Source organism: Streptococcus marimammalium DSM 18627 (assembly GCF_000380045.1).
GTDB lineage: Bacteria > Bacillota > Bacilli > Lactobacillales > Streptococcaceae > Streptococcus > Streptococcus marimammalium.
Map to the genome: position 1 here is coordinate 17,567 of NZ_KB904363.1, position 16,839 is coordinate 34,405.

Here is a 16,839-nt window from a genome sequence, read left to right on the forward strand (position 1 = left end):
GTAGGCTAGGCTACCAAATAAAAAACGGATGACATTGTAAATCGTCGTCCCAAACGGTCCTAATTTAAAAATCGCAAAAAAGAGAACAATCGTCATCCCAAGCGCTAATAGTAAGCGTTTGGTGGCTGCTTGTTTTTCTTTTTCTGCTTTTGTCACATAACGTTTTTTTGCTCTTGTTTTTACTGAATTTTTCGATTTAGTCATGCTTTTATTATAACATGTTTTTAAGTTTTAGGTAATATCAGAGAAATATGGTAAAATAAAAAAAGATATCATTTGAAGGAGTTCCTATGAAAAAAATTATTCTTTTAACCTTTAGTTTGCTACTTTTTTTAGTAGGCTGCAGTAATGAAGCTAAAGACACCCAAGAAACAACGCAAGAAGATGCAATTGCAAAGAGACTTGAAAAACTCAACAAAGCTGACTTTCCTCAGCTATCAACAACTATTGCAGACAATGAAGCAGCTGTCAAGATTGTCACTTCTAAGGGTGACATCTCAATTAAACTCTTTCCAGAACTTTCACCTTTAGCCGTTGAAAACTTTTTAACACACGCTAAAGAAGGTTACTATGATAACGTCATCTTCCACCGTGTGATTGATAATTTCATGATTCAAACAGGTGACCCTAAAGGAGATGGGACTGGTGGTGAGTCCATATGGCAAGGTAAGGATGACAGTATCGATGCTGGCCATGGCTTTGTTAATGAACCATCTGATTATCTTTATAACATTCGTGGTGCTCTTGCTATGGCTAATGCCGGTCCAGATACTAATGGCAGTCAATTTTTTATCAACCAAAACACCTTTGACCAAACGTCAAAACTGGACCCAAGATATTACCCCAAAAAAATTATTCAAGCCTACTCAAATGGTGGTAATCCAAGTCTAGATTTTCAATATACTGTTTTTGGTCAAGTGATTGAAGGAATGGATGTGGTAGATAACATCGCTTCTATCTCAACTGATGATAAGGATAAGCCTCAAGAAGACATCATGATTAAAACCATTGAAATCACAAAAGACTATACTTTTAAGTAAATTGAAGATACTAAAAAAAGCGTTAGCAATGGCTAGCGCTTTTTAAAGGTATTGTAATTATGTATTAACCTTTGTTTTCTTTATTTTTGTTTCTTTTTTTTATTGTCCTAAACCTTCAGCAATTTTCTTTAGGTTCCATTCCATCATCGCATAGTATGAATCGCCATCTTCGCCTTCTTCAGCAACAGAATCTGTGAAAATTTCAGCATAGATTGGGATATTTGTATCTTTAGATACTGATTCCATTGGACGACGGTCTACTGAACTTTCAACAAAGAGAGCTTTAAGGTTTGTTTTTCTTAATTTATCTACCAGTGTAGTAATTTGTTCAGGTGTTCCTTCTTCTTCAGTGTTAATTTCCCAGATATATGCTGATGGGACATTATAAGCTTTTGAGAAGTATTTAAAGGCACCTTCACTTGTAACAATCAATTTACGATCTTCTGAAATAGCATCAAAAGCAGATTTTGCTTCTTTATCTAATGTTTCTAATTTTTCAACATAAGCATCCAGATTTTTTTGGTAAGCTTCCTTATTAGCAGGATCTTTTTCCATAAGTTGTTTACCGATGTTTTTAGCGTAGATGATACCATTTTCAAGGCTTAACCAAGCATGAGGATCTTCTTTTCCTTCTTCGTTTTCTCCCTCAAGATAAATGATTTCGACACCATCACTGGCTGCAAAATAATCTTCGTTTTCTTTTTTACCAGCATTTTCAATCAATTTTGTAAACCAAGCATTTCCACCTGTTTCAAGATTGATACCATTGTAAAAAATAAGATCTGCGTCAGTTGTTTTACGAACATCTTCTGATAAAGGCTCATATTCATGTGGATCTTGACCAATTGGAACAATGCTGTGAAGATCCACAAGATCTCCAGCAATGTTTTTAGTCATATCTGCTAAGATAGAGTTTGTAACAACAACACTAATTTTATCATTAGTATCAGCTGCTTTATCAGCTTTTTTGTTAGTTGAGCATCCTACTAAAAGTACAATTGCAACTAAGGCTCCTAAGAAGCCTAAAAATTTTTTATTTATCACGTTAACTTCTTCTCTTTCTAAAAATTTGTTGTTTTGGAGAAATAAAGAAAGAAATAATGAAAATCACTGCGGAAGTCAAGACAATACATGAACCAACGGCAATATTAAAGGTATATCCTAAAAAGATACCAAGAATTGAAGCACTAGCTCCTAAGGTCGAAGATAATATTAGCATATATTTTAGTCTATTGGTATACAAATAAGCAGTCGCTGCAGGTGTAATTAACATAGCAACAATTAGAATTGTTCCAACACTTTGCATAGCTGTCACCGCTACTAACGTTAAACAAATCATCAAAAGATAATGATAAAACTGAACATTAACTCCTATTGATTTTGCAAAAACAGGATCAAATGAGGTCAGTTGTAATTCTTTAAAAAAGAGAGTGATGACCAATAAAACGATAGCAGAAATTAGAATTGTTAACCATTTATCACTATCTTGGACTGCTAAAATATTTCCAAAAAGAATGTGGAAAAGGTCGGTAGAACTTTTGGCAACATTAACAAGGATAATACCTAACGCTAAAAAGACGCTAAATGTAATCCCAATAGCCGTATCACCTTTGAGAGAACTATTTTCCTTGACAAAAGTGATAATAATAGAAGCTATAAGTCCAAAAACCGTTGCTCCTAAAAAGAAATTAATGCCAAAAATATAGGATATTGCAACTCCAGGTAATACAGCATGTGAGATGGCATCTCCCATGAGCGACATGGACCTTAAAATAATAAAGCAACCAACCGCTCCTGACACAATACCAACAACAATAGCTGTCACTAAAGCATTTTGTAAAAAATGGTAAGATTGCAATCCATTAATAAAATTTTCAATCATGACTTCACCTCACTCTCAACGATAATTGATTCGCCATAAGCTGCCTTCAGGTTAGACATAGAATAAATTTCTTTAACGTCTCCATAAGCAATCAATTTGCGATCAAGAATAATCAGTTGGTCGAAATATTGGTTAACTTTACTTAAATCATGATGAACAACTAAAATTGTTTTCCCTTCATCTTTTAGCATTTTGAGAATACCGACAATGATATTTTCACTGACTGAGTCGATACCAACAAATGGCTCATCTAAAAAGATATAATCCGCTTTTTGAATGAGGCATCTTGCAATCAACATTCTTTGGAATTGACCTCCAGATAGACTATTAATTGGTCTATCTAAAAATTCTTCTAATCCCACTTGTTGAAGAGCTGTTATGACTTCTTGCCAATCTGACTTAGAAAGATACTTGAATAATCCTATTTTTTTATATAAACCAAGCCCCACACATTCTTTAACAGTCATAGGAAAACTTAAATCAATTTGACTTTTTTGTTCGACATAGGCTATTTTCTTTAAAACTTTTGCGCTATCTTGTCCGTCTAGTTTGGTATGGCCTCCGTGTTCTACAAGATTTAACATCGCTTTCATCATTGTTGATTTGCCAGCACCATTAGGACCAATAATCCCAATAATCCCTGGTTTATCAATCGTTAATGAAAGATGTTCTAAAGCAAGATTGTTTCCGTCATACGAAACGGTTAAATCTTCCATAATTATCATTATTAATCTCCTTAATGAGCTAACAATAATTACAATCACCCTAATTATACCTATCTTTTTTTAAAACGTCAACTTGATGTCACAAAGTAGACAAACTAAGTAAATAGATACTAAAATAATTACTCTTTGGAAGGACTAAAACGCAAGCTAAGTTTCAAAACAAAGTAATTCTTAAAAACAAACCTACACCTACATTAAAATACTATATCACTCATTTAAATAAAATGATTTTATGGTGATTATTTAATTTCAAAAAACACCCCAACCGTTAGTTTTTCTGTCTAACCGTTGGGGTGCATTATCATAAGTTGTCTTTTCATTATTCACTAATAGTTGGCTCATTTGGTTCTTCAGATACAGATTCGTCTTGATTAGTTTCTTTATTTGCTGCTTCTTCGTTAGCTTTTTCTTTGGCTTTTTCCGCAGCTTTTTCTTCTTCTTTTTTAGCAATATTTTCAGCTTTTATTTGATCTGAAAGTATCTCTAACTCCTCACTTGTTGCATAAACACCTACCTCCATATCAATAATGCTTCCACCTGGAACTTGATTTGCAATGTCATTATATAAAGGCATTTTGACGTCTAATTGTGATAAAGGGACTCTGACTTTATTACCATCTCTCATTTGGATAGCTAGAAGATCTTTTGTAGTAGATGAATTAGATAATTGAATAGATACCATGTTATCAACAATCTCTCTATCTAATGTCATTAACTCTTTAACTAATAAGGAGACATCTTCTTGTTGAAGAAGCTCAATTAACAAGAATTCTTCAGGCATTTGAGCTTTGGTGATAGTTGGCATTATTCTTCCAGTTTCTAATACTGGTTGAAAGCCTGCTTCAATCTGCTGATAAGCAACAATACGATATTCAGAAATAGTTATCGTAAACTTATTAGGAAATTGATAACTGATATTAGCATTTTTGACCCATGGATCTCCCTTAACAACAGCTTGTTCAAACTGTTTTTTATTGGTGAGTATAGATAAAATATAATCACTATCTTTAATACCAGAGGCAGCATAAATCACTTCCTCATTAGTATATGTTATACCTGTTATAGAAATTTGTTTTTTCTGACTATAAGGTGTAATCATAAAAATAGAAAATAACAAAAGGATTGAAAAAATGATTAAAATAGGTAAAGCTTTTTTTACTTTATCATCTAAAACAAAGAGAACTCTGGGGGGAGCTGTTTGACTATTTTCTTTTGACTTTTTTACTTGAATATCATCTTTTTTAAGGGGAAGTGTAATTTTCACTTCATCCTCAGACTTCTCTTCTTCCGATGAGACTTCTTGAGAGATTTCTTGTTTTTCACCAAGCTCTTCGTCTGCAAATTTTTCTTCAGCTGTAAATATTTCTTCAGCTAAGCCTTCTTCTTTCTTATCAGAAAGATTTTGAGATTGGTCTTGTTCTTTTTCTTGTTCTCGTTTTAGCTTGTTTTTTTCTATCTCTTCTTTCTTTTTTTGTAATTCTCGTTCTTGTTTTTCTGCTTCTAATTTCTCTTTTTCTTGTTTTCGTTTGAGAAATTCAAGATTTTTTTTCTGCCATTCTGTTAAAACATCCTCTTTCTTAGAAGGCTTTTGCTTATTTGACATTTTATTTTCCTTTAGTTTTTTTCTGATATATCTTGCATCAAGATATGATAAAAATCTTCTACTGATGTTATTTCTTTACTATTTTTCATGGTTTTTATAAATGTTTCTTTGTGGTCAAAAAGAAATTCTATTTGCTCATAAAATCGCATTAGCGACAACTGATGTTCTGGCAATTGCAGAGCATAACCCTTATTTTCAAAATAAGAAGCGTTCTCCAATTGATCACCTCGACTGGCTTCTTTACCAAGAGGAACAATGAGATGAAGCTTTCTCATTGCTAAGAGTTCAAAAATAGTATTAGACCCACCTCTTGTGACGACAAGATCTGCCATTGCCATCAATGATTCATAAGCATCTGTGACATAATCTATTCGATAAAGATTTTTCTTCAATTGATTAAGTGTTTTATTCCCAGAAATATTAATTATATTGTAATGCTTGATCAATTCTTCTTGATTGGCTGTGATAAAATCATTAAAGACTCTAGCACCTGTAGACCCTCCAATAAATAGAATCGTTTTTAATTTAGGATCGAACATCTCTTTTACATCTGTGGTTATTTTTGATGTTGGTATTAATCTTTCTCGAGAAATTTTAGTAATTGCTCCAATATGTTTTAGTTTTTCCGAGGTATGTTCTTGTTCAAAAGTGGTATACATTAAAGTTGCTAGTCTATAAGCAATTTTATTGGCAAGTCCCATTGATAGATCAGATTCATGGACATAAATAGGAATGCCGATAAGTTTCGATGCAATTACAGGTGGGACCGAAACAAACCCTCCTTTAGAAAATAAGGCTTTGGGTTTTATTCTCAATAAAATAAGAAGTGATTGAAGCATACCAAAGAAAACTTTAAAAAAATCTGCCAAATTCTGCCATGAAAAATAACGTCGCAATTTCCCTGTTGCAATACTATGAAAAATTACTTGGTCTTGGAATGGTTGTAATTGTTCAAATTCTACACCATTTCTATCACCAATATAATGAACCTCAAAGCCATCTTTTATTAGCTGTGGGATTAATAATAAATTTAAAGTTACATGGCCAACTGTTCCACCACCAGTTAAGACTATTTTGGGCTTAGTCATTTTAAACTCCTTTTAATTCATTAAAGGTTGCGATAAATTCATCACCACGAACTTCAAAGTTATCATACATATCCCAGCTAGCATTGGCTGGGCTAAGTAAAATAGTATCTCCATTAGTTGCAATTTTAAAAGCTATTTTTGTAGCATCTTTAACATCTTTTGCACGAATATATGGGACATTTGCTTCTTGAGCTATTTTTATCATGCGAGGTGCTGATTCTCCAATTAAAATCATGACTTTTAAACCAATAATATCTTCCACCAGCTCATCAAACTCATTACCACGGTCTAAACCTCCAGCAATAAGAAGAAGTTTTTCATTATTAAAACCAGAAAGGGCTTTTTTTGTTGCTAAAATATTGGTTGATTTACTATCATTATAAAAAGAAATCCCCGCAATACTACCAACAGACTGCAAACGATGTTTTACACCACCGAAATGCGATAAAACCCTTGCAATCGTTTGAGTTGGTACTTCAAGTATTTTTGCAACGGCGATAGTTGCTAGAGCATTTTCAACGTTGTGTAACCCTGGAACACCCAATTGAGCAACAGACATGATTTTTTCAGCACGAAAATAAAGACTATCTTCTTTTAGATAAGCTCCATCAACTATTTCTTGTGTTGAAAAAGGAACTACTTTTGCTTTTGTGGTCTTCGCTAATGTTTTTTGTATGTCTTGATTAACATTTAAAACAAGAAAATCAGAAGTTGTCATTTCTTTTTGAATAGCCCACTTAGCTTTAACATAATCATCAAAAGAACCGTGATAGTCCAAATGTGTTTCTGGCATAATATTTGTTATTACAGCAATATGAGGTCTAAATTCTTTAATCCCCATCAACTGAAAACTTGATAATTCCATCACCAGAACATCATTTTTTGAAATGGATTGTGCCACTTCACTGGCCGGAAAACCAATATTTCCAGATAGATAAGGTGATTGACCTGCTTCTTTTAAAACATGTTCAATCATTGTTGTTGTAGTTGTTTTGCCGTTTGAACCAGTAATACCAACTATTGGTGCTTCTGAAATTAAATAGGCTAATTCCACCTCGGTATATACAGGTATCCCTTTACTTATGGCTAGCTGAACCATAGGATTAGAGTAAGAAATCCCTGGATTTTTAATGATAAGACTAAAGTCTTCATCTAATAATTCTAAAGGATGATGCCCAGTAATTACCCTAACCCCTTCTTCTAAAAGAGATTTGGCACTAGAATTTTCCTCAAGAGGCTTAGCATCATTTACAGTTACAATGGCTCCTAATTTCACTAATAAACGTGCTGCCGCTTCTCCTGATCGAGCTAAGCCCAATACTAGAATTTTGTGATTGATAAATTGTGATACTTGTTTCATTTTCTTTCCCATTCATTCTTGACGTTGTTTCTATTTTACCTTTAATTAGTGACTTTTTCAACACCTATTAAATGAATAAAACGATATCGATATTCTCATATTAGACAGATTAAAAAGATAGCTAGTAGCTATCTTTGGTTTCTATTTTACTTGACAATTTAATCACATCTTTTACAATATAAAAACCAATCACCAACATGACTAATATCACATAAACTTCTGGTGGTGATTCAATTAGTTTAACAATACCCATCCCTATAACGAAAACGGCAAAAGAAGCAATTGCTACAATCAGAATCATATTCATCGTGTTTTTTATTGTTTTAGAAGCAACAAATAAGTAATACAAAACAATCAAAATAGCAATTATCAAGTAAAACATCTATTTTTCCTCCTAAATAAAATTATTCTTCTGATTCTGAATTTTTCTTTTTCTTAGCAGCTTTGGCCCGAAGATTCTTATCAAGAATTTGCTTACGTAGACGAATTGATTCTGGTGTTACTTCCATATATTCATCATCATTTAAAAATTCTAATGATTCTTCAAGGGTTAAAATACGTGGTGTTTTAATGACAGCAGTTTGATCTTTTGTGGCTGAACGAACATTTGTCATTTGTTTTGCTTTAGTAATATTAACAGTTAGGTCATTATCACGAGAATTTTCTCCGATAATCATTCCTTCATAAACTTCTGTTCCAGGATTAATAAAAATAGTGCCTCGTTCTTCTATAGCCATAATAGAATAAGTTGTGGCTTTACCAGCATCAATAGATACCAGTGCACCACGATGACGACCACCAATTTCTGCTCTAACAAATGGCATATAACTATCAAAAGTATGGTTCATAATTCCATAACCACGTGTCATTGATAGAAATTCTGTAGTGTAGCCGATTAAACCTCTAGCTGGCACCAAAAAAATCAATCGTGTTTGCCCATTTCCGGTAGATTGCATATCAATCATTTCACCTTTACGTTCTGATAATGATTGAATGACTGAACCTTGGTATTCTTCTGGTGTATCAATTTGCACGCGCTCAAACGGTTCCATCTTAACACCATCAACTTCTTTGATGATAACCTCTGGACGTGACACTTGTAGCTCATAACCTTCACGTCTCATTGTTTCAATTAAGATAGACAAATGTAATTCACCACGCCCTGAAACAGTCCATTTATCCGGTGAATCTGTTGGGTCAACACGAAGAGAGACATCCGTTTGTAGTTCTGCTAACAGTCTTTCTTCTACTTTACGAGAAGTGACAAACTTCCCTTCACGTCCTGCAAATGGGGAATTATTAACTAGGAAGGTCATTTGAAGAGTTGGCTCATCAATATGAAGGATAGGTAGCGGTTCAACAGCATCAGTAGGTGTCACTGTTTCACCGACAAAAATATCTTCCATTCCTGAGACCGCAATTAGATCACCAGCTTTTGCTTCCTTAATTTCACGACGCTCTAAACCAAAGAAACCAAATAATTTTGTCACTCTGAAGTTTTTTGTAGTGCCATCTAATTTTGAAAGAGTTACTTGATCCCCGACCTTAACAGCTCCTCTAAAGACACGACCAATCCCAATACGACCAACAAAATCATTATAATCTAGTAAGGACACTTGAAATTGAAGTGGTTCATCTGAATTATCAACTGGTGCTGGAATATGCTTAATGATGGTATCAAAAACTGGTGCCATCGTTTTTTCTTGAGCATGAGGATCATCTGATAAAGATGACGTACCATTAATAGCTGAAGCATAAACAACTGGAAAATCCAATTGATCATTATCAGCTCCAAGTTCGATAAATAACTCTAAAACTTCATCAACAACTTCTGTTGGTCGGGCTGACGGCTTGTCAATTTTATTAACAACTACGATGGGAATTAAATTTTGCTCCAAAGCTTTTTTCAAAACAAAACGTGTTTGAGGCATTGTTCCTTCATACGCATCAACAACTAGAACAACGCCATCAACCATCTTCATAATACGTTCCACTTCACCACCAAAGTCGGCATGCCCTGGCGTATCCATGATGTTAATACGTGTATCGTTATATAAAACAGCAGTGTTTTTTGCTAATATAGTAATGCCACGCTCTTTTTCAATATCATTTGAATCCATCACTCGTTCATCTAGAGTAGTTCTAGCATCTAAAGTTGTTGATTGTTTTAACAATTCATCAACAAGTGTCGTTTTTCCATGGTCTACGTGGGCAATAATGGCGATGTTACGAATATCTTCTCTTAATTTGGTCATATAATCCTCTGTATCTTTTAATTTCAACTCATGAATTATACCATAAATTTACTCAAATAACAGTGATAAGGTTATTGTAAATGTTTTCAGAAATCATAAAACCTCTTTTAGAGCCTCTTTCAAATTTCAAATATCAAAAAAACAAGGAAATATGTCTCCCTCGTTTTTTTGTATTCTTTAGTCTCTTTAACCTTTTTTCCTTTTACCATCCCAATAGTCATAACCAAATTTTAAAACATAAATCTCTTGGTACCCTGCTTTTTTTAATTCAATAACCGCACGACCAACACCTTTACTACGATTACTATCATATAATAAGACTGGCTTATCCTTTCTTAAAGCTGATAAAGAGGATTTAAATTGCCCAATCGGAAAATTTCTAGCACCCAAAATATGATCACATTTAAAAACAGAAGGCTCTCTAATATCAATTAATTGCCCTGTTCTCATTAAAGAAGCAAATTCTTCATTCTCAATAAATTTAGAGGCTTGTCTAATTCTAAAATAGTTCCATATGGTCCAACCGATAAAACTTATAACACCAATCCAAAGTATAATTGTCACAATATTATTATCCATAATTCTCCCTTATTTTTCAATTAATTGACTAGCTAAGCTAGCTGCACCAATAATACCAGCATCATTACCAAGTTTAGCTATTTTTATTTTAGTTGATTCTTTAACTTGGGGAAAGGTAAATGTTTTGAAGTATTTTTCAATGCGAGAACGTAAAAATTCTCCAGCTGCAGATACGCCACCACCAATCACAATACTATCTGGGTTCAAAATATTACTAATATTAGCTGCTGCAAGTCCTAAATAAAAACTCACTTTTTCAACAATACTATTAGCAAAAGCATCGCCAACTTCAGCAGCAGCAAAAATATCTTTACTGGTCACTGCCTCACCATTATCAAGTAAAAGTTTAATCTTTGAATCGCCCTCATAAGCTTCTGCCAATTGGCGTGCCACACGAACAACACCAGTCGCTGAAGCTACTGTCTCAAGGCAACCATGACTACCACAAGTACAAAGAAAACCATTGATAGGTTCAACAATCATATGACCAATTTCACCACCTGCACCAGCAACACCATGAATGAGCTTCCCATCAGCGATAATACCACCACCAACTCCTGTACCAAGAGTCATAAAAACAACATCCAAATGGTTGTCACCAGCGCCAACCCAACGTTCTCCAAGTGCTGCAACATTAGCATCATTATCAATCGCAAAAGGAATACCTATTTCCTTTTCGATTATTGAGCCGACCTCTTGAGTCTTTGACCAGTTAAGATTGTACGCTCCTGTTACTGTTTTCATCTGACGTTCAACAGCGCCGGGAGAACCCATGCCAATACCAATAAAATCTTCTTTAGTTAAACCATATAATTCCAAACGGTGTTTAATGGAAGCAACAATATCTGGAACAATATGTTTACCTTCTTCTAAAATATTGGTTTCAATGGCCCATTTTTCTTGAATTTCACCTTCAAGTGTTAAAATACCAAATTTAATCGTAGTCCCACCCAAATCAATTCCTAATAACTTACTTGCCATTTTCTTTTTCCTCTTCTATTTTATGCTCTCGCCTTAAAATCAACTCAGCAATTAGGTAATCTTCTTTTTCAATTAAAGCATTACTATAGAGATTTTCCAATTCAATTTTCATCATCTCAATATCGTAAAGTCTTTTTCCAAGATACACAAAAATTCCAAAACGTTTTAGTAGCTGCTGGACATCATAAAGTGTTTTCATACACTGATTCTATCAAAAAGAATTCTTTTTTTCAAGATGTAATGCAATCGGTTTCTGTACAGCATTGTTCAGACTAAAAAACCTAGGAAAAATCCTAGGTTTATTTTTTAGTGAATAGTTTTATCTAATTCCTGGTTTATTACCAAGTTCTGCTTGTAACATCCAAAGTGTTTTCTCAGCATCAGCTTGAGCTGCAACAAATAAATCATTTGAAGGATCATCACCTTCTTCATCAGTTACATCAAGTCCAACTTGATAAAGATTTGCTAAATAGCTATAGACATCTACCAAGCGATTTAAGTGGTCTTCAATCGTTTTTTCAAAAGAACCCGCTGTTTCTACTAATTTAGAATTTTCATCAAATTCTTTAAGAGTAGAAAATGGTGCTCCACCTATAGTAATAAGACGTTCACTAATTTCATCAAGATGTTCATTTAAACCATCCATTAACTCATCCATTTTAGGATGAAGATGTAAGAAACCTCTTCCTCTCATATACCAATGAATTTGATGAACGATTGATGCTGCTTTTGAAAGATCAGCAACAGTTTGATTTAAAACTGCTTTTGTTTTGGTATTAGCACCTGCTCCTTCTTTTTTTGTCACATTATGAACGATTGATGCATAGATATTTTCAACACTAATTGTAGTCATTTTTTTCTCCTTATTTAGAATTATTATTATTTACATTATCATTTTATCGTTTTCTACCTGAAAAAGCAACTTATTTGATTGTTTTAAACAATTTTTTCGAATAAAGAAATATGAACTATTTCAAAAAGCATTGGCAACATTGGCAAAAAGGATTAACTACTAAAAAAACTAATCTTTTAAAACAAAAAATAGGCTTATTAATACTATTATTAGGATTAGTTTTTTCAACTTTAACCTATAAATGGGCAAATATAACCATCACTAGCACTCATACTACAATAATCAGTGTCAGTTTATTACTAAGTTTTTATGATATTTTTTATCAGGAATATCCTTTAATCATCTGGCTATTTTCAACCTTAGGAGTACTCATAGCTTATCCCATTAAACCAATAGGAATTATATTATTTTTGATAGCTTTATTAGCCGAATATCGTGATATTAAAATAGGTAGTGGTGACATATTTTATCTCAGTACGATTAGTTTAACAATGACTTTTTGGCAGCTATCTTGGTTAATTCAACTATCATCCCTCTTAGGAATATTAGTTATTCTCTTTAATAATAACAAACCTATCGCTTTTATTCCTTTTTTAACCTTGGCATATTGTCTTATTCTTTAATACCATTATAAATATAAAAAAATAGTTGTCTAAGACAACTATTTTTTATCTTCTTGATACTGTTTCTTCAACCATTGGTAAGTAAAAAGTGCTAGCAGACCTCCTAAAGTGTTAGTCCATAAATCATCAATTTCAAAAACTCGGTTAGCATCTATCAAAACATCTAAAAGGATTTGAGTCAATTCAATTCCTAAACTAATTAGAAAACTTAACCGACCAACTTTTTTAATTGTTCTTATTTTAGGAAATAAGAATAAAAGTCCTAAGATAAGTGGATAGAGTAAGAAAATATTAGTTATATTTTGAAAAATAATCCAAAAAAATTCCCAAATATTTTTTGATTGACTTGCATTAATCAAGGAATTAAAGGGGGTTAACAGAACAACAACACGACCATAATGTTCTACTCCAGGTGTTTCAAAGCCTGAAATATTGATTTGAGGTGTAAAACAAAGCAATCCAATAATGAGGATATAAAATCCGACCCCAAAAAATAAAAAAAGACGATAGCTCGGTTTTGGATTAAAATTTCTATCAAATCCTTTTTTTAAAATCTTCATATTTTTTCCTTTTTATAATTTTTGATATCTAAAACCACTAACTATAGTCAGTGGTTCTTAATTAGTTATTCATGATCATTTTTTTTACGAATCACAAAATTTTGATTATGTTGGATGAAAGATTTTTCTGTCTTTTGTTTATTAGTGTGCTTCTTAGTCATTTTTTTCTTTTTCTTAAAGTCATTTCGCTTATTTTTTTCAATAGATGAATTAGTATTTTTTTCATGCAATGATTTTTGTGAATGATTATTATTTTTACGTCTTTGCTTACGTTTTCTAGGATGTCCTTTAAATTCTTCTTTTGGCATTTCTTTTGGTTCTTTGTTTTCAAGAATAAAATAAGCACAACCAAAACTACAATACTCTTTTAAATAGTCTTCTAATCGACTAATCTTTAAAGTGCTAGTTGTTTTCTTATCATTTTTATAAAAACCTTTTAGACGAAGTTGGTCACTAGCCCAATCCCCAACAATATAGTCATATTTTAACATTAATTCTGAAAAACGTTGACTAAAAGTAGTAGTATCAAAAGCATTTTTAAAATTTTCGAGCATAGTAAACTGAATGTCATCTGATTTCACAATATCATCAAATGACACAAATTGAGGTCCAGGAAATTTATTGTAATTAAATAATTCAGGGTCTATTTCTTTTCTCATAATTCTCCTTTCATTTTAATTTTTCTAGCTAGTTTTCCAAAACATTTTTTAAGAAGAATCTATTATTCTTAACCTATTTATTATACACTATTTTTCTTTTTTTGTAAGCGAAGACAAAACATTACAGCAATTGTTTTGAAGAATTAAATTTCTAATAAAAACAAAACACAGAATTTTTTTCTGCATTTTGTCTTGTTTTAATGGGTTCTTAAATAAGCAATAGCTTCTTCAATTGTCTTAACAGGAATAATTTTCATATCTGTTTTTAATTTCTTAACAGTTTCTAAAGCCTCCTCATAATTAGTTTTGGCATCGGGGTTTATGTTTTTGAGTTCATCAGTGATTGGATTATTTGGAACAAAAAAGATTTTGGCACCAATTTCATCTGCGGAAACAACTTTTTTATCTATACCACCAACATCACCCACTGACCCATCTTGTTCAATGGTTCCTGTCCCTGCAATAATACGGCCTTTCCTTAAATCCTCATCAATGAGTTGGTCATAAATATCAAGTGTAAACATCAATCCAGCACTAGGTCCACCAACATCTTCTGTATTAAAAGTTATTGGAATTTTAGTGTTAACCTCGGTATGATCGACTAAACCAATACCAATACCATTTTTACCATTTTCAAGTTTAATAATTTTACCAGTAGCATTCTCACTAATCCCATTTGAAATGTATTGAACCGTTACATCATCACCTATCTTAAAACTACTTACATAGTTAATTAGTTCTTGAGAAGATTTGAAGGTTTTACCATTAATACCTGTTACAGTGTCAGCAAGATTGAGGATATTCTTAAAAGTTGAATCCTCAGAAACGTTAAGTACATATACTCCTTGGTAATCTAACTTAGCCTCTTTACCAGCCAATTTTAAAGCTTGGTAAACAGCACTATTTTGTGAAGTTTTCATGTAAAATTGATTGATACGCCAGTAATCCTCTTGACTGTAGCCACCTGTTGTTTCTTCAATGCTTGTAATATCGGCAAAAGGTGTAAACCAAGAATAGATAATCTGTGCAAGACTAGCACGACTTACCGTAACTGCAACAAAGTTATAAGAACCTTCTTCACTATCATTTATTTCATTGACAGTTAAGACATTTCTAATATCATAAGCACCACCAGGTATTTCTAAATAATAGGGAAGAGGAATTGTAACTGCACCTATGATAAATAATACTGTAAAAAAACTAACGAACCACCATTTAAATTGTTTTATTGTTTTCACTTATTCTCTCCAATTCTTCTATGACACTTTTTGGGACAAATCGAGAAATATCTTGATTAAAGTGTAATAATTCTCTCACACGACTAGAGCTAATAGACTGTAAATCAGGCTTTGATAAGAGATAAATCGTTTCAATATTTGAAGATAGATACTGGTTAAAAAACTCAAGATCTATCTCATAATTCAAATCTTCAGAATTTCTTATTCCTCTAATCAATACATTAGCACCAATTTTTTTTGCAACATCAACAGTTAAAGTATTACTAGATGTTATCACTTTAATATTATCAAATTCAACCAAAGCATTAATAAGCATCTTTTCTCTTTGTTCTTTAGAAAATAAAGTCACTTTTTCCTTATTATAAAATAAACCAACATAGAGTTTATCAACTAGTTTTGTTGCTCTTTTAATGACATCAATATGGCCAGTTGTCACTGGATCAAATGTGCCTGTATATAATCCTATTTTATCTGACATAAACGGTTACCTTACTAATTCCATAAGTTTTTTGTTTCCAAATTCCAAATTCACAAATTTCTTCTGGTAACAAAATCTCTTTATCTGTCTCACAGACAATCATTACATCTTTTGAAAGTAGACCTAATTCTTCAAGCTGATAAATCGTCTTAACAATCTCTTCTTTAGCGTAGGGTGGGTCTAATAAAACTAAATCAAACTGACCATTTAATTGAGTTAGCGCTTTTTTAACATCCATCTTTAAGAGTTTCAATTTATTTTTAGTTTTGGTCATCTTGATGTTTTCTGCAATGATTTTTTGAGCACGAAAATTCTTTTCTACCAAAACAGCTTCTGACATTCCTCTTGAAACAGCTTCAATTCCCAAACTACCACTCCCAGAAAAAAGATCTAAAGCTCTACCACCATCAAAAAATGGACCAATCATACTAAAAATAGCACCTTTTACTTTATCTGAAGTTGGACGCGTGATTTTGCCATCAAGAGTAATAAGTGGTCTTCCACGAAATTGCCCAGCAATTACTTTCAAAACAGCACCTCCTGATACTATTATTACTTGAATAGACAAATGATAATCCTTTATTGATTATTATTTTACCATATTGCATTAAATTCAGCTTAAAAATGTTGTCTCATAATTAAATAAATTTATTTTCCCCAATTGTCAAGTCAAGTGCAACAAAGTATTCATCTGACTAAGTCAATAATTTTTATACTGTTTGAGCTAGCTCAAACAGTTTTTTTGCAGACTGATAGTTGTGTATTCTTCTCAGTCTGTCATTGATAGCTTGTGTATAGGTATCTAATTCTTCTTGAGTTAGTTCCTGTAGCGATATCCCTTTAGGCACAAACTCTCTAAGTAATCCATTAAAATTCTCGTTTGTTCCACGTTCGTGAGATGAGTAAGCATGAGCG

General features: G+C 32.6%; 19 protein-coding genes and 1 pseudogene. 2 read left to right on the forward strand and 18 right to left on the reverse strand.

Annotated elements, in window-relative coordinates:
- Positions 1-290 precede the first annotated feature (290 nt).
- Positions 291-1,040 (forward strand): peptidylprolyl isomerase, encoded by a 750-nt coding sequence (locus tag A3I1_RS0107525; RefSeq protein WP_018370672.1) that lies wholly within the window; start codon positions 291-293, stop codon positions 1,038-1,040.
- Between the two features lie 99 nt (positions 1,041-1,139).
- Here the strand turns inward: A3I1_RS0107525 and A3I1_RS0107530 are convergent, their stop codons facing one another.
- The 12 genes from A3I1_RS0107530 to A3I1_RS0107585 form a co-directional block, all read right to left on the reverse strand.
- Positions 1,140-2,084, reverse strand: a complete 945-nt coding sequence (locus A3I1_RS0107530; protein ID WP_018370673.1) for a metal ABC transporter substrate-binding lipoprotein — start codon at positions 2,082-2,084, stop codon at positions 1,140-1,142.
- A gap of 1 nt (position 2,085) precedes the next feature.
- The gene (locus A3I1_RS0107535) at positions 2,086-2,922 is read right to left on the reverse strand and encodes a metal ABC transporter permease (protein WP_018370674.1); all 837 of its coding nucleotides are present in this window, start codon (positions 2,920-2,922) and stop codon (positions 2,086-2,088) included.
- Entirely contained in the window at positions 2,919-3,647 is a 729-nt protein-coding gene (locus tag A3I1_RS0107540; RefSeq protein WP_018370675.1) for a metal ABC transporter ATP-binding protein, read from the reverse strand. Before A3I1_RS0107540 ends, A3I1_RS0107535 begins: the two co-directional genes overlap by 4 nt.
- A 319-nt stretch (positions 3,648-3,966) precedes the next feature.
- The gene (locus A3I1_RS08070) at positions 3,967-5,250 is read right to left on the reverse strand and encodes a cell division protein FtsQ/DivIB (RefSeq protein WP_018370676.1); all 1,284 of its coding nucleotides are present in this window, start codon (positions 5,248-5,250) and stop codon (positions 3,967-3,969) included.
- Positions 5,251-5,261: 11 nt separating this feature from the next.
- Positions 5,262-6,338: a UDP-N-acetylglucosamine--N-acetylmuramyl-(pentapeptide) pyrophosphoryl-undecaprenol N-acetylglucosamine transferase gene (locus A3I1_RS0107550; RefSeq protein ID WP_018370677.1), complete on the reverse strand. Its 1,077-nt coding sequence runs from the start codon at positions 6,336-6,338 to the stop codon at positions 5,262-5,264.
- Between the two features lies 1 nt (position 6,339).
- Complete coding sequence (murD, locus tag A3I1_RS0107555) at positions 6,340-7,698, reverse strand: UDP-N-acetylmuramoyl-L-alanine--D-glutamate ligase (RefSeq protein ID WP_018370678.1); 1,359 nt, start codon at positions 7,696-7,698, stop codon at positions 6,340-6,342.
- 121 nt (positions 7,699-7,819) lie between these two features.
- Positions 7,820-8,080: a DUF3165 family protein gene (locus A3I1_RS0107560; RefSeq protein ID WP_018370679.1), complete on the reverse strand. Its 261-nt coding sequence runs from the start codon at positions 8,078-8,080 to the stop codon at positions 7,820-7,822.
- Between the two features lie 22 nt (positions 8,081-8,102).
- Positions 8,103-9,953 (reverse strand): translational GTPase TypA, encoded by a 1,851-nt coding sequence (gene typA, locus A3I1_RS0107565; protein WP_018370680.1) that lies wholly within the window; start codon positions 9,951-9,953, stop codon positions 8,103-8,105.
- A gap of 186 nt (positions 9,954-10,139) precedes the next feature.
- A complete protein-coding gene (locus A3I1_RS0107570; protein ID WP_018370681.1) occupies positions 10,140-10,532 on the reverse strand; it encodes a rhodanese-like domain-containing protein in 393 nt (130 codons plus the stop codon).
- 9 nt (positions 10,533-10,541) lie between these two features.
- Complete coding sequence (locus A3I1_RS0107575) at positions 10,542-11,513, reverse strand: ROK family glucokinase (protein WP_018370682.1); 972 nt, start codon at positions 11,511-11,513, stop codon at positions 10,542-10,544.
- Positions 11,503-11,712 (reverse strand): YqgQ family protein, encoded by a 210-nt coding sequence (locus tag A3I1_RS0107580; RefSeq protein WP_018370683.1) that lies wholly within the window; start codon positions 11,710-11,712, stop codon positions 11,503-11,505. Before A3I1_RS0107580 ends, A3I1_RS0107575 begins: the two co-directional genes overlap by 11 nt.
- Before the next feature lie 120 nt (positions 11,713-11,832).
- Positions 11,833-12,366 carry a Dps family protein gene (locus A3I1_RS0107585; RefSeq protein WP_018370684.1) on the reverse strand — a complete coding sequence of 178 codons (534 nt, stop codon included), beginning with the start codon at positions 12,364-12,366 and terminating at the stop codon, positions 11,833-11,835.
- Between the two features lie 110 nt (positions 12,367-12,476).
- Between A3I1_RS0107585 and A3I1_RS0107590 the strand changes: the two genes are divergently transcribed.
- Positions 12,477-12,989, forward strand: a complete 513-nt coding sequence (locus A3I1_RS0107590) for an A24 family peptidase (RefSeq protein WP_018370685.1) — start codon at positions 12,477-12,479, stop codon at positions 12,987-12,989.
- A 38-nt stretch (positions 12,990-13,027) separates the two neighbouring features.
- Here A3I1_RS0107590 and A3I1_RS0107595 read toward each other — a convergent pair whose 3' ends face one another.
- From A3I1_RS0107595 to A3I1_RS0107620, 6 genes and pseudogenes are all read right to left on the reverse strand, one after another.
- Positions 13,028-13,549: a VanZ family protein gene (locus A3I1_RS0107595; RefSeq protein WP_018370686.1), complete on the reverse strand. Its 522-nt coding sequence runs from the start codon at positions 13,547-13,549 to the stop codon at positions 13,028-13,030.
- Between the two features lie 65 nt (positions 13,550-13,614).
- Positions 13,615-14,208: a YutD family protein gene (locus A3I1_RS0107600; RefSeq protein WP_018370687.1), complete on the reverse strand. Its 594-nt coding sequence runs from the start codon at positions 14,206-14,208 to the stop codon at positions 13,615-13,617.
- A gap of 197 nt (positions 14,209-14,405) precedes the next feature.
- Positions 14,406-15,446 (reverse strand): SepM family pheromone-processing serine protease, encoded by a 1,041-nt coding sequence (locus A3I1_RS0107605; protein ID WP_018370688.1) that lies wholly within the window; start codon positions 15,444-15,446, stop codon positions 14,406-14,408.
- Positions 15,424-15,924 (reverse strand): pantetheine-phosphate adenylyltransferase, encoded by a 501-nt coding sequence (gene coaD, locus A3I1_RS0107610; protein ID WP_018370689.1) that lies wholly within the window; start codon positions 15,922-15,924, stop codon positions 15,424-15,426. The genes A3I1_RS0107605 and coaD overlap by 23 nt, the downstream gene beginning before the upstream one ends.
- Positions 15,914-16,453, reverse strand: a complete 540-nt coding sequence (rsmD, locus tag A3I1_RS0107615) for a 16S rRNA (guanine(966)-N(2))-methyltransferase RsmD (protein ID WP_018370690.1) — start codon at positions 16,451-16,453, stop codon at positions 15,914-15,916. Before rsmD ends, coaD begins: the two co-directional genes overlap by 11 nt.
- A 181-nt stretch (positions 16,454-16,634) precedes the next feature.
- Positions 16,635-16,839: pseudogene (locus A3I1_RS0107620) on the reverse strand (IS30 family transposase); the annotation flags it as partial.

What these genes read in the sequence shown, in the direction of transcription:
- A3I1_RS0107525 (WP_018370672.1), top strand. Translation starts at nt 291, where the DNA reads ATGAAAAAAATTATTCTTTTAACCTTTAGTTTGCTACTTTTTTTAGTA.
- A3I1_RS0107535 (WP_018370674.1), bottom strand. Translation starts at nt 2,922, where the DNA reads ATGATTGAAAATTTTATTAATGGATTGCAATCTTACCATTTTTTACAA.
- A3I1_RS0107540 (WP_018370675.1), bottom strand. Translation starts at nt 3,647, where the DNA reads ATGATAATTATGGAAGATTTAACCGTTTCGTATGACGGAAACAATCTT.
- A3I1_RS08070 (WP_018370676.1), bottom strand. Translation starts at nt 5,250, where the DNA reads ATGTCAAATAAGCAAAAGCCTTCTAAGAAAGAGGATGTTTTAACAGAA.
- A3I1_RS0107550 (WP_018370677.1), bottom strand. Translation starts at nt 6,338, where the DNA reads ATGACTAAGCCCAAAATAGTCTTAACTGGTGGTGGAACAGTTGGCCAT.
- murD (WP_018370678.1), bottom strand. Translation starts at nt 7,698, where the DNA reads ATGAAACAAGTATCACAATTTATCAATCACAAAATTCTAGTATTGGGC.
- A3I1_RS0107560 (WP_018370679.1), bottom strand. Translation starts at nt 8,080, where the DNA reads ATGTTTTACTTGATAATTGCTATTTTGATTGTTTTGTATTACTTATTT.
- typA (WP_018370680.1), bottom strand. Translation starts at nt 9,953, where the DNA reads ATGACCAAATTAAGAGAAGATATTCGTAACATCGCCATTATTGCCCAC.
- A3I1_RS0107570 (WP_018370681.1), bottom strand. Translation starts at nt 10,532, where the DNA reads ATGGATAATAATATTGTGACAATTATACTTTGGATTGGTGTTATAAGT.
- A3I1_RS0107575 (WP_018370682.1), bottom strand. Translation starts at nt 11,513, where the DNA reads ATGGCAAGTAAGTTATTAGGAATTGATTTGGGTGGGACTACGATTAAA.
- A3I1_RS0107580 (WP_018370683.1), bottom strand. Translation starts at nt 11,712, where the DNA reads ATGAAAACACTTTATGATGTCCAGCAGCTACTAAAACGTTTTGGAATT.
- A3I1_RS0107585 (WP_018370684.1), bottom strand. Translation starts at nt 12,366, where the DNA reads ATGACTACAATTAGTGTTGAAAATATCTATGCATCAATCGTTCATAAT.
- A3I1_RS0107590 (WP_018370685.1), top strand. Translation starts at nt 12,477, where the DNA reads ATGAACTATTTCAAAAAGCATTGGCAACATTGGCAAAAAGGATTAACT.
- A3I1_RS0107595 (WP_018370686.1), bottom strand. Translation starts at nt 13,549, where the DNA reads ATGAAGATTTTAAAAAAAGGATTTGATAGAAATTTTAATCCAAAACCG.
- A3I1_RS0107600 (WP_018370687.1), bottom strand. Translation starts at nt 14,208, where the DNA reads ATGAGAAAAGAAATAGACCCTGAATTATTTAATTACAATAAATTTCCT.
- coaD (WP_018370689.1), bottom strand. Translation starts at nt 15,924, where the DNA reads ATGTCAGATAAAATAGGATTATATACAGGCACATTTGATCCAGTGACA.